This is a genomic window from Paenibacillus sp. 7541 (assembly GCF_002276395.1).
In the GTDB taxonomy this organism is placed as follows: domain Bacteria; phylum Bacillota; class Bacilli; order Paenibacillales; family Paenibacillaceae; genus Paenibacillus_AQ; species Paenibacillus_AQ campinasensis.
On record NZ_NQLZ01000022.1, the window covers coordinates 151,238 to 169,864 of the forward strand.

Consider the following 18,627-nt stretch of genomic DNA (forward strand, 5'->3'; position numbering starts at 1 on the left):
ACCAGCTGTTCTCTCCCCCGTCAGCACGTGAAATAATAATGAATGCCGCCCTGCTCCTAAGCTTCCGCCAGCAGGGCGGCTTGATGCTTACAATCCCTTACTTCTCGATAAAATCTTCAAGCAGATAACCGGTTTTCTCGTAATCCGCTGTATTGATCCGCACTTCATAGATCAGGTCATTCTCGTCGAATGACTGTTCCAGCACGTCCCCGACACGATAGACGACAGCATGCAGGTCACCGCGGTCAGCCGGAATCCGGAACCTGACATTGCCTCCGGACAGCCGGTCCTGAATCACTTCCCGGACCGTATTCAGATCGGCTTCATCATAAGCGCTAATCTTCAAGTATCCATCCCCCGATGGCAACATCTCCAGTTGTTCAGGTTGGCACGCATCCTTTTTGTTAAACAGAACGATCTGCGGCTTCTCGGCCGCGCCAAGATCCTCCAGAATCGACTGCACAACGTCCATTTGAGATTCCCGCATCGTCGAGGATGCATCCACCACATGCAGAATCAGATCCGCTTCATTAGCCTCCTCCAGCGTCGCCCGAAAAGCTGCGATCAGGTCATGCGGCAGATTTTGAATGAAACCGACGGTATCGGTCAGCACAACTTCTTTGCCGCTCGGCAGCTCAAGCACTCTCGATGTCGGATCCAGCGTCGCAAACAGCTGATTCTCCACATAAACGTCCGATGCGGTTAAGCGGTTGAGCAGAGTAGACTTGCCTGCATTCGTGTAACCGACGAGCGCGACCTGAATCGCACCGCTCTTTTTCCGGCGCTCCCGGTGCAGCTTGCGATGGCGCGTCACCTCGTCAAGCTGACCCTTCAAATCGCTGATCCGGTCCCGGATATGCCGGCGATCGGTCTCCAGCTTGCTCTCACCAGGTCCCCGCGTCCCGATGCCTCCACCGAGACGTGATAGATTCTTCCCGTGACCTGACAGTCTTGGAAGCAAATAGGTGAGCTGTGCCAGCTCGACCTGGATAATCCCTTCCCGTGTTTTGGCCCGCTGTGCGAAAATATCCAAAATCAACTGCGTGCGGTCGATTATCTTCACATCAAGCGCTTCCTCCAGGTTGCGGACCTGGGCGCCGGAGAGCTCCTGATCAAAGATCGCCGTGGATGCGCCCAGGCCGTCGATCGCCATGCGCAGCTCTTCCACTTTGCCTTTACCGATAAACCATTTGGAATCCGGGGTCTCCCGGTTTTGAGTAATCACATCAAGCACTTCCACGCCTGCCGTCTCGGCAAGCTGCACAAGCTCCTGAAGAGACTCCTCGGGATCAATGCCCGAACGCTTCACACTATCGGTCACCAAACTGACCAGAATTGCTTTATCCTCAAGCGCTGATACGGTGTCATGTGTCTTGTTTGCCATGTATCCTGCTCCTTTTTGCCTGTAAAGTCTCTTGTAACATACCAAACCGCGGGCGCGGTTATGAATCAGCTCTCTTCTCCCTTGCAAGCTTGCAAGAGAGCCGTTGTTGCACAGAGCGGCACGCGGTATGGCGGTAAGTTTATTATCAACGCTGAATGGTCATAAATCATGGTATTTTTCCGTTAAACCTGAAGTCTTCCGGCCTGAGTGTCATCAGTTCCAGCTTCCCCGGATTCCCGGTCACGTACTGATTCAGCAAGCGCACCGATTGATTTCGGATGGATTTCTCGATTAGATTGCGGACGTAGCGGGCATTGCTGAACGAATGACTCCCGTTCTCCCGTTCATTCTGCAAATGTTCTTTCAGCTTGACGAGCGACTGCGGCATCAGAATATAATCCCGCTCCTTCGCCATCAGTTCTGAAATTTGAATCAGCTGGTCCAGATTGTAATCCGGAAAATCCATCTGAATCGGAAACCTCGAATGAAGCCCGGGGTTCGTGCTCATAAAAAAATCAATCTCTTCACTATACCCCGCCAAAATCAAAATAAATTGATTCTTATGGTCCTCCATCGCCTTTACAAGCGTGTCAATCGCTTCCTTGCCAAAATCTTTCTCCCCGCCTCTTGCCAGGCTGTAAGCCTCATCAATAAACAGGATTCCCCCCAGCGCCTTTTTTACCAACTCCCTTGTTTTTTGCGCTGTATGCCCGATATATTCGCCGACCAGATCGGCTCGTTCCACCTCGACCAGATGGCCCTTGCTGAGCACGCCCATCTTCTGAAACAGTTTGGCAACGATGCGCGCCACCGTTGTTTTGCCCGTGCCGGGATTCCCCTTGAAAATCATATGGAATACATGTCCGTCGCTGATGAGCCCGGCATCTGAGCGCATGCGGGCAATCTGAAGCAAAGCGTAAATTTCAAATACCAGCTCTTTAATCTGCTCCAGACCAACCAATTGGTCCAGTTCCTTCTGAATGTCCTGGAATAGACTGTGCTGTGAAACGGCGTTCGGGGAAGGAGCCGGTTCGCGCTCGGGAGCCGTGCTGCTGATCAGCGGCGGTTCGCTGCTGCGGAGCACGACATTGATCTGTCTCGATGGCCGTCCTTCAGACCGGCCGCCAGCGGCCGTTGCACGCCCGTTCATTGCTCTCACCTCTTTATCCAAAGGGCTGACTATCTATTCCAATGTATTCTATTGACAGCCTGCATATTAGAAGTTTCGCCTTATCGCCAGCCTAGCGCCAGAAGCGCTCTGTCCATCTTCCATTTGGTATAAGCAAGAACCTCTCTCGACTTATGCTTGGCCATCGGCAGGACGGTAGATTCCGTCAAGGATATCGTAGGCTCCTGATACCCCAGCACACGAGCAATCTCCATCGCCCTTGACCCGTGGTAGTCATGGGTCATAATCAGAGCTGTTACCCAGCCCTGCTCCTGCATGATCTGTTGGCTGAACAGCAGATTTTCATACGTGCTTGTCGCTTCATTTTCAAGATAGATCCGCTCTTCAGGCACCCCAGCCTGCACGAGATAGTTGCGCATCCCTTCCGCCTCCGTATACTTCATACCCGGGGCATCCAGACCGCCGCTGACGATGAAGCTCTCAAACCGCCCCTGGCGGTATTCCTCCAGAGCATGCTCCAGTCTCTCGCGCAAACCCGGGCTCGGCTCCTCTCCCCACATGGAAGCGCCCAGTATGATGCCGACATCGGCCTGCTCCGCTGGCGCACTAACCGCGCTTTCGATTTTCCATACGATGTAACCTGTCCACATGGCGCCCAGCAGCAGGAGGCCAATGCCGACGAATACAAGCCTGCGCCCAAGCCGGCTTCGTCCCTTGCGCCTCTTCCGCTTCTGCCCTTTCTGGATCGCGGCGCTCATGCGCCTCAGATACACATCCTGTTCCATCATTTCTTCCTCCTAAATTCCCCGTTATGAAACAGCCGATTGCGATGTTTCAGAGACATCATGAAATACGGGAATTCATGCGCATCAATCGCCCGCAGCAGCTTGCGCGCCGTCGCCTTCGCCAATTGATAATCGTCGCGGGTGATATCATTTCGCTGCAGCGCTTCCTCCAATTCATCTTCATCCAGCAGGAACACCTCGCCGTTGCTGACGACAACGACATCAAGGTACAGATCATCAAACCAGGGAACCCCTTGATCGGTCACGCCTTGTTTCTTGCATATATCGATGTACCACTGGATAATATTCCGTTTGTCATCAAACATGGCGGTCACAATATAATGACTGTCCTTCGGATAGTACTGAAGCCAGGAGTAACCTTTATCCGCTATGCGGTATGTATGGCTGCCGTAAGTTTTCCATAAAGGTTCCTTCAGTCCATATATGGTATATAAAGTGAGATATCCTGTGAATTGCTCACATTCCACATAACGGGAAGTGAAGTGCCGACGGGTGATTCGGCGCCAATTTGCCCGATCTCCGAATTTACGTTTCATGGAACTTTTCCTCCCCATATCGTATTCTCAGCTTACCACATTTGGATTGTACACTCAAAATCCGTCATTTACTCAACCGCATCAGGCCAACCGCAAGCCCTTTCTATAAATTCCTTCCTTCGCAGGCTCGCTATGAACCGAAAAAAACGCGAGCCAGAGGGGGGACACCCCGCTGCTCGCGCTTCATTCATGGATTGTCGGTCGGTTCGGTTGGCTGTTCCGGTGTCACTACCGTTCCGGGTACCGTCTCCACTTCCGGCTCCGATACGCTGTCACCAGTGTCTTCACCGGTATTGGAGTCGCCCCCGTTCTCAGAGCCGTCTGGGGATCCTCCGGCCCCGTCTCCGGCACCTGGACCATTGCTGCCGGGACCGTTCCCTTGACCGGGACCACTGCCATTGCCGCCGTTTCCATTGCCACGGCCCGGCCCTTGGTTCTGATCCGGGCTGCCTCCTTGACCTTGGTCGCCCTGATTTCCAGGATTATCGATCATGCCCGGATCTTCAATCCCGCCGGTCCCGTCGTCCGGGATGTCAGGATCGATGATCTCCTCCGAATCCGGTTCTTCCGGGTCCTCCGGCGGCAGTTCGCCGGCAGCGACAATCTGCACGATGTTGGAACGCTCGGACTCGGTATCTGTAGCTGGATCATAGGCCGTCACATAATACTCGTATGTCAGGCCTTCCAATGCGCTCATATCATCCATAGAGGTTCCGCTCACATCCAGAATCCGTCTGTATTCAGCCTCTGACGTTTCCTTGCGATAGACGCGGTACATAATGCCGTTTCCTTCAACCGGGTTCCAGCTCAGCTTGACGCTGAGGCTCTGCTCATCATACGAGCCCGTCAGACCGGTTACTGCGGCGAGCTCATGGTTTTGCTCCGGTGGAGGCGTTTCGGCTTCCATGCTCGGGAATGATTTCGCTTCATAACCCTGCACCGCCTTCTCCATAATCTTACCCCACATCGCCGCGGACATCGAACTGCTTCGCTTCAGCAGATGCTGGCGATCGGGCTGATCATAACCCATCCATATTGCTGCCGTCAGCTCCGGCGTATATCCGACGAACCACACGTCACGGTTCGAGCTGATACCTTCATAACCGCTCTGCGTGGTGCCTGTTTTACCGGCTACCGGCCTGCTGATTCGGGCATTGCGTCCAGTACCGTCCTGAACGACGCGCTGCATCATTTCCGTCATCTGAATCGCTGTTGATTCGCTCATGACGCGTTCGGCGTTGCGTCCCTTGTTCTCGTAAATGATTTTGCCTTTGCTGTCTTTAATCTGCTTAATGGCAAACGCTTCGTTCAGCTGGCCTCCATTGGCAAACGCACTGAACGCCTGGGCCATCTCAAACGTATTGGTGCCTGTACTCATCCCGCCAAGGGCAAGCGACAGGTTCATATCCTTTTCGGTCATTTGAATGCCGAGCTTCTGAGCAAAATTAACGCCGGTTTTCACACCGATATGATTCAGCAGCCACACCGCCGGAATGTTCTCCGAGTTCTGGATCGCATCCGACATACTGATCGTCTCGGAATAACCGTGTAGGTTTCTCGGACAATAGTTGCCAAAGCACTGCTGCTTGTTGCTCAGCCTGGAATCCTTGCTGAACTCCCCGCTTTCCAGCGCCGGCGCGTAAGAAACGATCGGCTTCAGGGAAGAGCCAGGCTGACGGCGGCTGTCCGTCGCCCGGTTGAATCCGCCCCGCATATAGTCTCTGCCGCCGGAAATCGCCACAATGCCGCCGGTTTCCTGGTTGATGATAACCATGGAGCCCTGCACGGGCTGATCATCCGGGCTTTCCTCAAAGTTCGCCGGATTGTTGAACTCATCTTCGACCGCACGCTGTGCGTTCATATCCATCGTTGTATAGATTTGATAGCCGCCAACGTTCAGATCATCCTCGGTTAAGTTCAGCTTCTCCTCCGCTTCTTCCATCACATAATCGATAAAGGCGGTGTAATGCTGCTTGCTTTCAGGCGGCTTGTACGTATAGTCCACCTTCTTCGCTTCCTCCGCCTCTTCTTGCGAGATGTAGCCCTGCTGCGCCATCAGCGTCAGCACAACCGCACGCCGCTCCTTGGAAAGGTCCGGGTTTTTGAGCGGATTGTAGCGGGAAGGCCCCTTCGGCATAGCCGCCAGTGTCGCCATTTCCCATAGCTCCAGATCATCCAGATTGGATTTGCCAAAATAGCGAATGGAGGCCGCTTTAATGCCATAATACGGACCCCCGAAGTTGATCCGATTCAAATACATCTCCAAAATTTCTTCCTTGGTATGATTCCGCTCAAGCGCCAAGGCGATCGACATCTCCGTCGCTTTCCGGAAGAATGTCTTGTCACGCGTGAGGAATATGTTTTTCGCCAGCTGCTGGGTGATCGTGCTGCCGCCCTCGACCATCGAGCGGGCCATAATATCCTTTACGGCCGCCCGTCCGATCGCCCAGATGTCCACCCCGTTATGCTCATTGAAGCGTTTGTCCTCTGTTGCGATAAACGCCGCCACCAGCAATTCGGGAATATCTTCATATTTAACCGGGTCGCTCTTCTGAATGGACAGTTCGCCCATAAGGACACCGTTGCGGTCATATACTTTGGAAGTTCCGTAAGCCGTCAATTTATCCTGATTTTGCTCCAGCAGCTTCTCGCCGCTGATCATGATGAACAAATAGCCGGCCAGCGCACAAAATATTGCAAATACAGCTGTGAAGAACAAAGCCCATGCAATGCGCTTCCCTCTGCCTTTTTTCTTTTTGGCTGTTTTTTTGCCAGCTGCGGGTGTTGGTTTATTTTTCTTTACCCTGGACATCTCGTTATCTTTTCCAGCCATTTGTCCCCCTCCTTGCTCCCTTGCGGGATATACTAGAACCTGTTCGCATCAGATGACGTCGGAACGAAAAGAACAACCTTTTCAGGTTGCTCTCTGCACTCCTTATACAACTAAACGAATTATAGACGAAAAAGTTTCAAATGCTTTTGTAACCGTATGTTTCGGACCCAGGGAATCAATCAGCAGATCGGGTTTATTCTTCGCTGCTGTTATCCTGCATCAGGGAAACATTGCGCTGCGGCATGAACGTGGAGATGGCATGCTTGTACACCATTTGCTGACGGCCATCGCTGTCGATCACGATCGTAAAGTTATCAAATGCCTTGATCGTTCCACGGATTTGAAAACCGTTTGTCAGGTATACCGTGGCCGGAATGTTCTCTTTGCGCAGTTGGTTCAAGAACGTATCTTGGATGTTAATGGACTTGTTCATTAGCCGTACCCCCAATGGATCAATTAGATTGTTTTGAAGTATATTCAAGATTTGAGCCGAACTTTCCTGCTATTATAGCACGGATTTTTTCATAATTAGCCGAAAAATTTGCCGGGTTCGATACATCCACCCATTCGATGTCCTTCATATGCCTGAACCATGACAGCTGGCGTTTTGCAAATCGGCGCGTATCCCGCTTGAGCAGCTCGACCGCATCTTCATAGCTGCATTGTCCTTGAAGATACGAAACGATCTCCTTATATCCGAGTCCCTGCATGGACACGAGGCTCGGTCCAAAGCCTCTGCCAAGCAGGAACGCCACCTCGTCAACGAGTCCCTCGCCCAGCATCTGATCGATACGTTCTTCAATACGTTTATATAGCATTTGCCTATCCATTGTCAAACCGATAAGGCATAGTTGATAGGGAGATTCCTTCTTTTGGGACGCCAATTGGGCTGACAGCGGGACACCTGTCAAATGATATACTTCCAGCGCCCGCACGACCCGCCGCAAGTCATTCGGATGAAGCTTTCCGGCCATCTCCGGATCAATTTGATGCAGCCGCTGATGCAGCGCTTCGGCCCCGTGCTCCTCCGCATAGCGGAGCTGCTCCTGCCGGAACGCCTCGTCGGCGCCCCCTTCCGAGAACCGGAAGCCGTAGCAGACGGATTCAATGTACAGCCCGGTGCCGCCCACAATGAACGGCAGGCGTCCCCGGTCTCCTACTTCCTGGATGATGCGGGTCGCCTGCTCCTGAAATTCGGCCGCCGAATAGGCATGTTCCGGATCATGAATATCAATCAGATGGTGGGGGATCCCCTCCATCTCATCCGGCTTGATTTTGGCGGTTCCGATATCCATCCCCCGATACACCTGCATCGAATCTCCGGATATGATCTCGCAGCCGAATGCCTTGGCGATTTCGATGCTCATTCTCGTCTTTCCGACCGCTGTCGGGCCGATCAGCACGAGCAATTTCGGTTTACTGTCAACTGTCAATGGAAATCACTCCGTACGTTATTTTCGATGTTCCCCGCTCCGGGACCGCAAAGCCCAGCCGCTCAAACTCCCCGCTGAATCTCGATTCCTTCATCACCACGGATTTTCTCGCTACCCGGACCGCTTCCCTGACACTGTCAGCATCCAGCGGCTCCCCATTGGCGTACAGCCGGAGCGGATGGATCGCAGCGGAATCCGTGAGCGGCTCGCGAAACATCGGGTCAAAATAGACGATATCCACGCTGCGGTCTGGCAAAGCGCGCAAATAGTCGAGATGATGCCCGTGCCTGACCTCAATACGCCGCATCGCGTCATCGCTGGCCTCCAGCTGGCTCTCATAGCAGCGCAGCCCCTCCTTGAGCAGCGCATACAGCGGCAGGGAGCTTTCCAGCGCGACGACCCGGCCACGAGGCCCGCTCTTGACCGAGAATACAAGCGAGTCTGAGCCGAGACCGGCCGTACAATCGATGACCGAGTCGCCTTCCTCCATCCCTGCTGCTTCCAGCATCGGGTCCGGGATGCCTTTCAGCACCCGCTTCAGTCGAATAAACCCCATGCTGGGATGAAACTCCATCACCGCACCGTCCGGCCCGCTGAGCCGGACATTGCCGCTCAGCACGACCAGAACGGTATCGTCCCCGGCTTTGGCAGCCAGCTTACGAACCGACATGCCGCAGCGCCGGACGTACCGGCAACCGGTTTCCCTGGCGAGCTGCCGTGCGCGCTCCACAATGTCAGGCGCCTCGGCTTCTCCAGTAGTTATAATCATGATACTCCTCCTTGCCGTCTACATAACACGCTTGAACATTTTCTCCAGATCGTAGGCGGAAAAGGAGACGATAATCGGTCGCCCGTGCGGGCAGGTATACGGCTGACGGCAGGCAGCGAGCCGCTCGATCAGCTTCATTGCTTCCTGCTCGGTCAGCTTCTGATTGGCCTTGATCGACGCCTTGCAGGAGCAGAGAATGGACGATTTCTCCCGCAGCTTCGCAACATCAATATTGCGCTCGCTCAACACCCATTCCGCCATTTCCTCAATCAGCTCCTTCTCATCGCCTTGAGGGAACCAGAACGGATGGGATCTGACCAGAAACGTCTGCCCGCCAAAAAACTCCAGATAAACGCCCGCCTGTTCAAACCAGTGCAGCCGCTCCTTCAGCTTCTCCGCTTCAGCTGGCGTAAACTCCAGCGTTATCGGCAGCAGCAGCTCCTGCGAAGCATCCGCCGGATTGCCAAACTTCTCGTAATAAAACTCGTAGTTGATCCGTTCATGTGCGGCATGCTGATCGATCAGATACAGGCCGCTGTCATTTTGGGCCACGATATAGGTCCCGTGGTGCTGCCCGATATAGGATAGCTCGGGAAACGCCGGTATTTCCGGCGTCGGTCCGGCTGCGCTCTGCAGCCATTCCCGGGTCACAGCAGCCACATTAGGGCTGCCAGCGGATGCAGGAGCCTTCCGGTAATCCGACTGATAACTGGAGGCTGCTGCCGTCTCTCTCATTTGCGCAGACGAGGCGGATGACCCTTGCCCTGCACGATAGGCCTGCCCATCCTGTGGCGGCCTTGTCGCGGCGCCTTGGGCGCTGCCGGCGGCGAATCCGCCTCCCCACGGCTCCGAAGGGAGCGATGCAGCGTCCCGGTCTACCCGCGCAGACGCGTTCCCGGATGACGGCGGCGAGGCTGGTGCATCCATCTCCCTTGTGTCCCGCTCAGGGGAAGCAGAAGGCGATGTCTGTCCTGGCGCAAACCGCAGCTGTTCCTGAATATACCCGCCGTCTCCTTTGCCAATCTGCTGTTTGGCCGGTCGCGGAATCAGCACCTCCTGCTGGTGCGCTCCCCGGATCTCTTCCTCGACAAACGAGTACAGCTCCGGCTCCTTGCTGAACCGGACCTCCAGCTTCGATGGATGGACGTTGACATCCACCAGCGACGGATGCATCGTCAGCTGCAGGACGGCAAGCGGAAAGCGGTTGATCGGCAGCAAGGTGTGATACCCTCTCAGAATGGCCTGGAACAGGCCATAATTCCGGATGTACCTGCCGTTGACGATGAGCGACATCCCGTTGCGGTTGGCACGCGTAAAGTCCGGACGGCTGACGTAGCCGCTCAACGTGTAGTCCATATTCTCCGCTTGCACCGCAACCATCGCCTTGGCCGCCTGGGTACCGTACACCGCCGCGATGACCTGCAGCACATCGCCATTGCCCAGCGTCTGCAGCAATGTATTGCCATTATGGCGAAGCGTGAAGGCGATATCGGGCCTGGACAGTGCCAGCCGGTACATGTAATCCGAGATGTGACCCAGTTCGGTCTGGATGGTCTTCATATATTTAAGCCTTGCCGGGGTATTGTAAAACAATTCCCTAACCAGAAAATCCGTTCCTCTTGTTGCAGCCGTCTCCTCATTCACCCGCAGATGGCCGCCCTCGATCTCAATCTTTCGTCCTTGCCCATCGCCCGTGCTGGAAGTAATAAGGCGCACCTTCGATACGGCGGCGATGGACGGCAGCGCTTCGCCGCGAAATCCGAGGCTCGTGATCCGGAACAGATCGCGCCCTTCAACAATTTTGCTGGTGGCATGCCGGTAAAATGCCGTCTCGCAATCCTCCGGATCGATTCCCGAGCCGTTATCGGTGACACGTATGCTGGCAAGACCGCCTTCTTCCACCGCTACATCGATTCTCGTGCTGCCGGCGTCAATCGCATTTTCGACCAGCTCCTTCACGACCGATGCCGGCCGCTCCACCACTTCACCCGCAGCAATCTGGTTGGCGATATGCTCGTCCAGCACATGTATTTTTCCCATGGTTCCACCTCCGTTACGGTAACGATCATCTATGATTCTTATGAATAAACGGCAAATCCGTTTACAAGTCTCTGGCTTTCTGCTTCAGCTCATTCAGCAATTGCATCGCCTGAAGCGGAGTCATATTCATGACATCCGCTCCTTTTACCGCATCGATAATGCCCTTCACCTGAGGGTCGAATGCTGCGGCCTCGGCTGCGGCCGCTGTCTGTCGCCGGGCATCCGCATGCTCTGCAGCCGCCGTATCCGCCTCGTCAAAAATCGACAGCTGGATCACCTCGCCCGGCGCTGGCCCGCGCTCTGCGGCAGCCTCAGCCGTCCCGCTAGCGATGGCGACCGCTTCATCAGCCTGCGCCTCTGGCTCGCTGCGCCGCAGCTCCTTCAGCGGGGCAGCCCCGCCAGTTTCATGCGGGCGCGGGCTGCCATCGCCAGGCAGCCCACCAGCAGCTGCGGCTGCTCCCTGACCGGCGCCAACAGCCAGCAGCGATACCTGCTCCAGTCCCTGCAGCAGCCCGTAGGCGCGCTCGATAATGCTGTGCGGAAGACCGGCCAGACGCGCACAGTAAATGCCGTAGCTGCTGTCTGCCGCGCCCGGAATAAGCTTGCGCAGAAAATGCACCTTATCCCCGCTCTCCTGCACCGCCATCGAGAAATTCCGCAGGCCAGACAAGCTCTCCTGCAGATGAGCCAGCTCGTGGAAATGCGTGGACACCAGCGCTTTGCAGCCAATATGGTCATGAACGTATTCGATGACCGCCTGGGCAATCGCCATCCCTTCGCTGGTCGACGTTCCCCGGCCCAGCTCGTCAATAATGATCAGACTGCGCGGCGTTGCCTTGTCTGTCATCACCTGAATGTCGGCCATCTCCACCATGAAGGTGCTCTGGCCGCCAATCAGGTCATCGGCTGCTCCGATCCGGGTAAAGATGCGGTCGACCATCGGGATGACCGCCCGCTCCGCCGGAACGAAGCAGCCGATCTGCGCCAGGATCGACAGCAGCGCCACCTGGCGCATATACGTGCTCTTCCCGGCCATATTCGGGCCGGTGATGAGCAGGATGGACGAGCCGTCCTTCCGCAGCTCCGTGCCGTTGGCGACGAAGGACGTGTCCTTCATGACCGCCTCCACCACCGGATGGCGGCCGCCCTCGACGATCAGATCGTACCCTTCGCTCAGCTCCGGCTTGACGAAGCGGTGCTCGGCGCTGACCGCAGCCAGCGATTGATACACATCAATTTCCGCGATTTTCTCAGCCAGCTTCTGCAGCCGGGATACTTGGGTGTTCAGCTTGTCCCGCAGTTCAGTGAACAGCGCATACTCGAGGTCCACCATCTTCTCCTGCGCCTCCAGAATCAGGCTCTCCTTCTCCTTCAGCTCCGGTGTGACGAAACGTTCCGCATTAGCCAGCGTTTGCTTGCGCTCATAGCGTCCCTCCGGCAGCGAGGACAGATTGGACTTGGTCACTTCAATGAAGTAGCCAAACACTTTGTTATAGCCGATCTTGAGCGATTTGATGCCCGTCTCCGCCCGCTCTCTGGCTTCCAGCTCCGCGATCCAGCGCTTGCCGTTCGTGCTGGCCTCGCGCAGCTCGTCAAGCCGTTCGTGGAAGCCCGGCTTGATAATGCCGCCATCGCGTACCGAGACCGGCGGATCATCGACAATGGCTTCCTCGATCAGCTCGCGCAGGTCCTCGCAGGCGTCCATCTCCGCCGCCAGGCGGCGGAGCGTCGCCGACCCGGCAGTGCCGCACATCTCCTTGATGCCCGGCACCTGTCCCAAGGACAGCTTCAACGCATTCATATCCCGGCCGTTGGCGCTGCCAAAGGCGATCCGCCCCACGAGGCGCTCCAGATCATATATCTCCTTGAGCGCCCCGCGCAGATCCTCGCGGAGTATGTACTGATGATACAAATATTCAACCGCCTCCAGCCGCTCCTCGATCCGGCTCTTGGACAGCAGCGGCTTGTCGATCCGGCGGCGCAGCAATCTCGCGCCCATCGAGGTTTCCGTCCGATCCAGCAGCCACAGCAGCGATCCTTTCTTGGAGCGCTCGCGAACCGTCTCCACCAGCTCCAGATTGCGTCTTGTGAACGGATCAAGCACCATGTATTGCCCCGGTTCATACGACGAAATCTCGGTCAACTGACCGAGCGAACGCTTCTGTGTCTCACTTAAATAAGAGATCAGCAGCGAGACGCAAATTCGGCGCTCCTCCTCCAGACGGGCCCAGGCAGCCTCGCCGAACTGGGATTTCACCAGCTCGTCCTCCCGGCGTTCCCAAGGCGTATACACCACAGCCCGGCCTCCCGGCGGCATCTGCCCGGAGATGACGTCCAGCAGGTCGGCATCGCCGATCATTTCAGACGGCTCATACAGATTGATCTCATCGCGCAGCCATTCCTCCGATGCCGGCACCGAGGTCACGTACAGCTCCCCGGTTGACAGGTCGCACGCGGCAAGCGAGTACAAGCCGCCAGTGCCGGTCACGCACACCATATAGTTGTTGGACCTGTCGCCAACCACCTTGCTGTCCATGATCGTGCCGGGTGTCACCACCCGGACGATTTCCCGTCGGACCATACCCTTGACAGCGGAGGCATCCTCCATCTGTTCGCAGATCGCCACCTTGTAGCCTTTTTCAATGAGACGTTGAATATAGCCCTCGGCGGAATGGTAAGGGACACCGCACATCGGGATGCGCTCATCCCCGCCCCCTTCCCGGCCGGTTAATGTAATTTCCAGCTCTTTCGAAGCCAGAATCGCATCATCAAAAAACATTTCATAAAAATCGCCCAAACGGAAAAAAAGAAACGCATCCTGCGCTTGTTCCTTTATCTTTAAATATTGTTCAATCATCGGCGTATATTTAGCCATGACGTACCTCCATACCTCTCAAGCTTGACCTCTATTATAACAGAAATTGTCGGCATGGACTTACGGCTTGACCGGAATGTTCCATAGCGGGCGAATATCCCGGCTCTCATTCCAAGTCCGGCTCTCCCGGATGAATGCCATCAGCCGCTCGATCTCCGATGCGTATTTCGGATATTCCGGCAAGGAAGACATATCCCGATGCCACCCCGGCATACACTCCTTTAATAAATCGACGTCACCTTCGTAAAAAGCCCGGTGGTACCGTTCCGTATTCAGCGGTCTGGCCTGCAGTCGGTCGCTGTAGCGGGCAACCAGATAGGCAATGGAGAGCGCAACCTTCGTCACAAACGGCGACACCAGAAAGCTTGGCAGCGTACGATATTCAAACCCGCCGTGGGGCTGCCTGCGAAAATCGCCGAGAAAGCCGTAACGAGGTCTTCGGCCCCTCGCCCGCGGGTCCTCCACAATCAGGAGCGGCAGCGCCAAATAATTGTCCAGCGCCTGCAGAAGATGCAGCGTTAACGGTACCCCGCTGAAATGGATATGGCCGCCAAGCGGATAATCCGGTACAGGCAGTCCTCCTGCTTTCCAGGCGAGCGAGCGGTCCGTCACAATTCGGGAGGCTTCCCGCAGCGCCTTGCGCATCTCCAGCAGCAGCGCCTCCGGGTCCGGCTGCGGATCTGGCCGCAGCTCTGCCAGCGGGTAGATCAGCTGATCCTGGTCGCGCACCGAATCGCATCCGACCGTTCCGACCCTGTCCATGAACTCGGACGCGAGCACAATCTGTCCATCCCGCACCAGCACAAACTCCGGATCCATCCCCATCAGCAATACGGCATCCTGCTGGCCCTCCATGTTTACAACTGCAGGAGACGAACCCTCGGTACGCACAGGCCCAGCGCTCATCACCGCTTTTCTGCTGCTCTCCTTCTGCCATACCTCATCCACCACGTAACCGCGTCCCGGCAGGACTGTCAGCTGCACCTCGCCTTCCTCTGCGCCGAGCGTGTAGAGCGTCCGCACCGCCGCTTTGCCTAACCGTCGATGCAGCCCGTCTGCGAACAGACCCGTATGCGGGTCCGGCTCATGCTGGAACGAGCTGCCTCCTTGCAGATGAAGCTGGATGAAGGCCGGCATCAGCTGCCTGACCCTTACCGTGTAGCTGGCGGTATAGCGATCCTGTGGCCGCTGCCGGGAAACGATTCGGGACGGAATGCCCGACCGTTCAAGCCGGGACTGGGAAGCCGATGCCGCCGCCTCGGCCACGCGGACATATTCATGACGGGATACGGGGTTGTCGAGCTGTCTAATCAATGTCAATCCACCTCCAAGAAAAAAATAAAAAAGAGGGCATCCGCCCTCCGCAAAGCTGCCCTCACCGCATATGCTGTAATACAACCGGTTCGGAGGAGAGCTTACAGTTCATCCTCCAGATTTTCAAACTCAAGGTCTTCATAATCCTCCACTTCTTCACCGAGCACGTAATCGAAATCTTTGTCTTCGTAGTCGCCGTGCTGATGCTCGCACACCTTCACCAGAACCTTCGTCTCCGCCACCAGTTCCACCGCATACTCCCGTTCTACCCGCAGAATGACACTGGTGCCATTCGAGGACACGGTAGCCTCCACGCAGCTCGGCTCCTGTGTCGCTTCTGCCGACACTTCAACCGTTGACGCACGATGCTTCGGATCCAGATAGGAAAGAGGCACGCGTTCTACATACGATACCGTTTCTTTTGCCACATCCGTCTGTGAATTTTTGTTATGCGAGTACCAGATGTTGAGATCGTAAGTACCTATAACTTCAATTCCGTCTCCGGCGGCAACCGCCTCGTATTGATGGTTTATAATCCAAGCCCCCAAAATACTGGTCGGATTATTAGGCGGAGTCACGGTATGTGTTACGGTAGAGAATTTACGACCTTTGCCACAGATCGCTTTTGTGATGATTTCTCTACATTGGTGTTTATGACTCAATGACATCTTCGAACCTCCTCCATACAATCATTCCATACATGTGTATGCAAGACATGGGCGAATGTTGAATGAAGTGGTCCAAATAAATTCATATGATGCCAAAAATATTAGAAAAAAGTTCGACCCTGCCGCATTTAATCTGCGTTTTCCGCTTTCTCCCGAGCTTTTTTCGACGTGGGCGCCTTGTATTTCTTCGAAATGTTCAGATAATACTCCAGCTCGCGGCACAGCTGCATAATCGCTGCCCGCAGTTCAAACTCCTCACGCGTCGTCGGCAGCTCCATCTCCCTGAATTTGGCCTGCAGCTCACTCAGCAGCACCTCGGTTTGGCCGGTGTACCCTTCGGATATGACATCCTTGCTCAGCTGCTCGAACAGCGCGGAGGCCAGCACCCCGTGCGGGAGCTTCTCGTAAATTTGCGAAATCTGATGCATCATGCTCTGGACGATCTCCATCTGCTCCTTGCGCATATAGAAATATATGTTCCAGCTGGCGCTCGGATGAATGATTTGATTCTCCATCGTCCGATTCGCCTCCTGGATGCCCCGCTCGATTTGGCGGCTTGCTTCAATTAGCTCGCGTCCGTCCCATACATGGGTCGGATCTTTTAATGTAAGTGAGAAATGCTTGAAGATGACCGAGAAGAGCCCGTCCACCTTGTGGCGAATTTCCGTCATGGAGCCTTGGCTGTTCGGCATGTAGATCAAATTGACCACCATCGCAGAACCGAGGCCGATGATCAGCAAGGCAATCTGGATCAGCAGGATGTCCAATCCGATCTCCTCACCGGAAAACACCCGGAACACAACGACCGAGCTGGTGATGATGCCTTCTTTGAAGTTCGCTTTGGCAATCGCCGGAAACGCCAGAAGAATATAGAGGGCCAGAACCCAATAATGAAATCCGAATGAATAGAATAAAATACTGGCCAGCAACAGTCCCAGAACAGATGCAAAAAAACGGGCGCTTACCGAGCGCACGCTCCGCTTCCGGGTGACGTCCACCCCCAGAATCGCTAATAGACCGGCGGACGTCGCGCCGGGGATGTTCAATGCGTCTGTAATTAGAATAGCCAGCAAAGATGCAACCGCTGATTTAATGACTCGAAATCCCATGTATGCCTCCGCTAGGATGATATGGTTCTCCTTCTCATCCTAGCGGATTTTCCTTCCATTCACAACTGCATCCATCACATTGGGCCGCCCTAGCGGTGGGCCAGCAGTTTTCTTTCAATATAAACTACGATTTGATACATCGCCGTCGCCACCACCGCAATAATGAGCAGACTGGAGAGCACCAGCGTGAAGTTGAACACCTGGAAGCCGTACATAATCAGGTACCCAAGTCCGGATTTCGCCACCAAAAACTCGCCGACAATGACGCCGACCCAGGCCATGCCGACATTCACCTTCAGCGTTGAGACGATCGCCGGGTAAGAAGCAGGCAGGATCACCCGCTGAAAGACCTGCGGCTTCGTTCCGCCAAAGGTGCGAACCACCTTGATCAGATTGGCATCGACTTCATTAAAGCTGTTGTAGACGACCAGCGTCGTTACGATGATGGTGATGGACAGCGTGGTGACCACAATGGCGTTGAAGCCGGCCCCGAACATGACGATGAAGATCGGACCGAGCGCCACCTTGGGCATGCTGTTGAACACAACCATGTACGGATCCAGCACCTTCGACAGGAATGGAGACCACCAGATGCATACCGCCAGCAAGGTGCCCAGCAGCGTTCCGAGCAAAAAGCCGACGACCGTCTCCCCGACGGTGATGGCCAAATGCCCCCACAGCTCACCGCTGATCATGTAATCCCATATATTCGCAAAAATACGGGTCGGATAACTGAATAGCAGCACATCAATCCATTTCCATCTGCCGGCCATTTCCCACCATACAAAAAACAGCAGCAGCAAACTGAGCTGTACTGTCAATACCCGGGCCTGCAAGCCACGCTTTTGCCTCATGTGCATCCGGTGGATGTGATCCAGCCACTCACTTGAAGATGAGCCTTGGGAAGAGGAACTTTGATCGGAAGGATTGCGATTGTTGTTCGCCATGTCAGTCCACTCCTTCACGGGTCGTCATTTGCATCTCTTGCCATATTTCCTGGAATAACTCATTGAAGCCCGGCTGGTTGCGTGCATGAAAAGGCTGTGCCTGACGAATATGGTCCGGTATGACAAACATGCGATGGATCCTGCCCGGATTCCGGTTCAGCAGCACCACCTTATCACTCATGGCAACCGCTTCGGACAAATCATGGGTGACCAGAATCGCCGTTTTCCCCCGCTCCTTGAGCGTTTGTACTATCAGGTCCTCCAGCTGCAGCTTGGTCTGGTAGTCCAATGCGGAGAATGGCTCATCCAGCAACAGCAGCGCCGGGTCCGTAGCCAGTGTCCGCACGAGGGCAACCCGCTGCCTCATCCCGCCGGACAGCTGGGCGGGATACAGTGTTCCGCTGTTCCCCAGCCCCATCTCCTGCAATAGATTCTCAATCCGGCCCCTGCTGTCCGGCGTCAGCCTCCCGGTCAGCTCCAGGCCGATCATGGCATTCTCCATAATGGTCCGCCAAGGAAACAAATAGTCCTGCTGCAGCATATACCCCACCTCAGAGGTCGGCCCGTTCACCGGCTTTCCGTGAACGAGCACTTCACCCCGGGAGGGCTTTAACAGCCCGGCAATGACGGACAGAATAGTTGTTTTCCCGCATCCGCTCGGCCCGACCAGGCTGATGAACTCCCCTTTTCGAACCTGCATATCAATTCCTTCCACAGCCAGAGAGGCTTCCCGGTCGGTGACGTACACATGGGCGATGTTTTTCATTTCCACGACAGGTACCAT

The 18,627-nt window shown here is 55.2% G+C and carries 15 protein-coding genes; all 15 read right to left on the bottom strand.

The features are described 5' to 3' along the window. Window positions 1-97: 97 nt before the first annotated feature. Complete coding sequence (gene hflX, locus CHH75_RS14275; RefSeq protein WP_095398503.1) at window positions 98-1,384, bottom strand: GTPase HflX; 1,287 nt, start codon at window positions 1,382-1,384, stop codon at window positions 98-100. Window positions 1,385-1,550: 166 nt separating this feature from the next. Then, window positions 1,551-2,534: an AAA family ATPase gene (locus CHH75_RS14280; protein ID WP_095398504.1), complete on the bottom strand. Its 984-nt coding sequence runs from the start codon at window positions 2,532-2,534 to the stop codon at window positions 1,551-1,553. An 80-nt stretch (window positions 2,535-2,614) separates the two neighbouring features. Then, a complete protein-coding gene (locus CHH75_RS14285) occupies window positions 2,615-3,298 on the bottom strand; it encodes a YdcF family protein (protein ID WP_095398505.1) in 684 nt (227 codons plus the stop codon). After that, entirely contained in the window at window positions 3,298-3,855 is a 558-nt protein-coding gene (locus CHH75_RS14290) for a ribonuclease FAU-1 family protein (protein WP_095398506.1), read from the bottom strand. The genes CHH75_RS14285 and CHH75_RS14290 overlap by 1 nt, the downstream gene beginning before the upstream one ends. A 187-nt stretch (window positions 3,856-4,042) precedes the next feature. Further along, window positions 4,043-6,688, bottom strand: a complete 2,646-nt coding sequence (locus CHH75_RS14295; RefSeq protein ID WP_095398507.1) for a transglycosylase domain-containing protein — start codon at window positions 6,686-6,688, stop codon at window positions 4,043-4,045. A gap of 193 nt (window positions 6,689-6,881) precedes the next feature. Next, window positions 6,882-7,121: an RNA chaperone Hfq gene (gene hfq, locus CHH75_RS14300; RefSeq protein ID WP_095263642.1), complete on the bottom strand. Its 240-nt coding sequence runs from the start codon at window positions 7,119-7,121 to the stop codon at window positions 6,882-6,884. A 19-nt stretch (window positions 7,122-7,140) separates the two neighbouring features. Beyond that, window positions 7,141-8,121, bottom strand: a complete 981-nt coding sequence (gene miaA / locus CHH75_RS14305) for a tRNA (adenosine(37)-N6)-dimethylallyltransferase MiaA (protein WP_095263641.1) — start codon at window positions 8,119-8,121, stop codon at window positions 7,141-7,143. Next, a complete protein-coding gene (locus tag CHH75_RS14310) occupies window positions 8,111-8,890 on the bottom strand; it encodes a class I SAM-dependent methyltransferase (RefSeq protein ID WP_095263640.1) in 780 nt (259 codons plus the stop codon). Before CHH75_RS14310 ends, miaA begins: the two co-directional genes overlap by 11 nt. 18 nt (window positions 8,891-8,908) lie before the next feature. Further along, entirely contained in the window at window positions 8,909-10,930 is a 2,022-nt protein-coding gene (mutL, locus tag CHH75_RS14315; protein ID WP_095263639.1) for a DNA mismatch repair endonuclease MutL, read from the bottom strand. A gap of 61 nt (window positions 10,931-10,991) precedes the next feature. Continuing rightward, on the bottom strand, window positions 10,992-13,805 hold the full coding sequence (gene mutS, locus CHH75_RS14320) for a DNA mismatch repair protein MutS (RefSeq protein ID WP_095398508.1): 2,814 nt from the start codon (window positions 13,803-13,805) through the stop codon (window positions 10,992-10,994). 60 nt (window positions 13,806-13,865) lie between these two features. Beyond that, the gene (locus CHH75_RS14325) at window positions 13,866-15,119 is read right to left on the bottom strand and encodes a putative amidoligase domain-containing protein (RefSeq protein WP_095263637.1); all 1,254 of its coding nucleotides are present in this window, start codon (window positions 15,117-15,119) and stop codon (window positions 13,866-13,868) included. 101 nt (window positions 15,120-15,220) lie between these two features. Beyond that, window positions 15,221-15,787, bottom strand: coding sequence for an outer spore coat protein CotE (locus CHH75_RS14330; protein WP_095263636.1), 567 nt, complete (start codon window positions 15,785-15,787; stop codon window positions 15,221-15,223). A 128-nt stretch (window positions 15,788-15,915) separates the two neighbouring features. Further along, on the bottom strand, window positions 15,916-16,896 hold the full coding sequence (locus CHH75_RS14335) for an aromatic acid exporter family protein (RefSeq protein ID WP_095263635.1): 981 nt from the start codon (window positions 16,894-16,896) through the stop codon (window positions 15,916-15,918). Window positions 16,897-16,985: 89 nt separating this feature from the next. Further along, a complete protein-coding gene (locus tag CHH75_RS14340; RefSeq protein WP_425320428.1) occupies window positions 16,986-17,750 on the bottom strand; it encodes an ABC transporter permease in 765 nt (254 codons plus the stop codon). Window positions 17,751-17,844: 94 nt separating this feature from the next. Then, complete coding sequence (locus CHH75_RS14345; RefSeq protein WP_095263633.1) at window positions 17,845-18,627, bottom strand: ABC transporter ATP-binding protein; 783 nt, start codon at window positions 18,625-18,627, stop codon at window positions 17,845-17,847.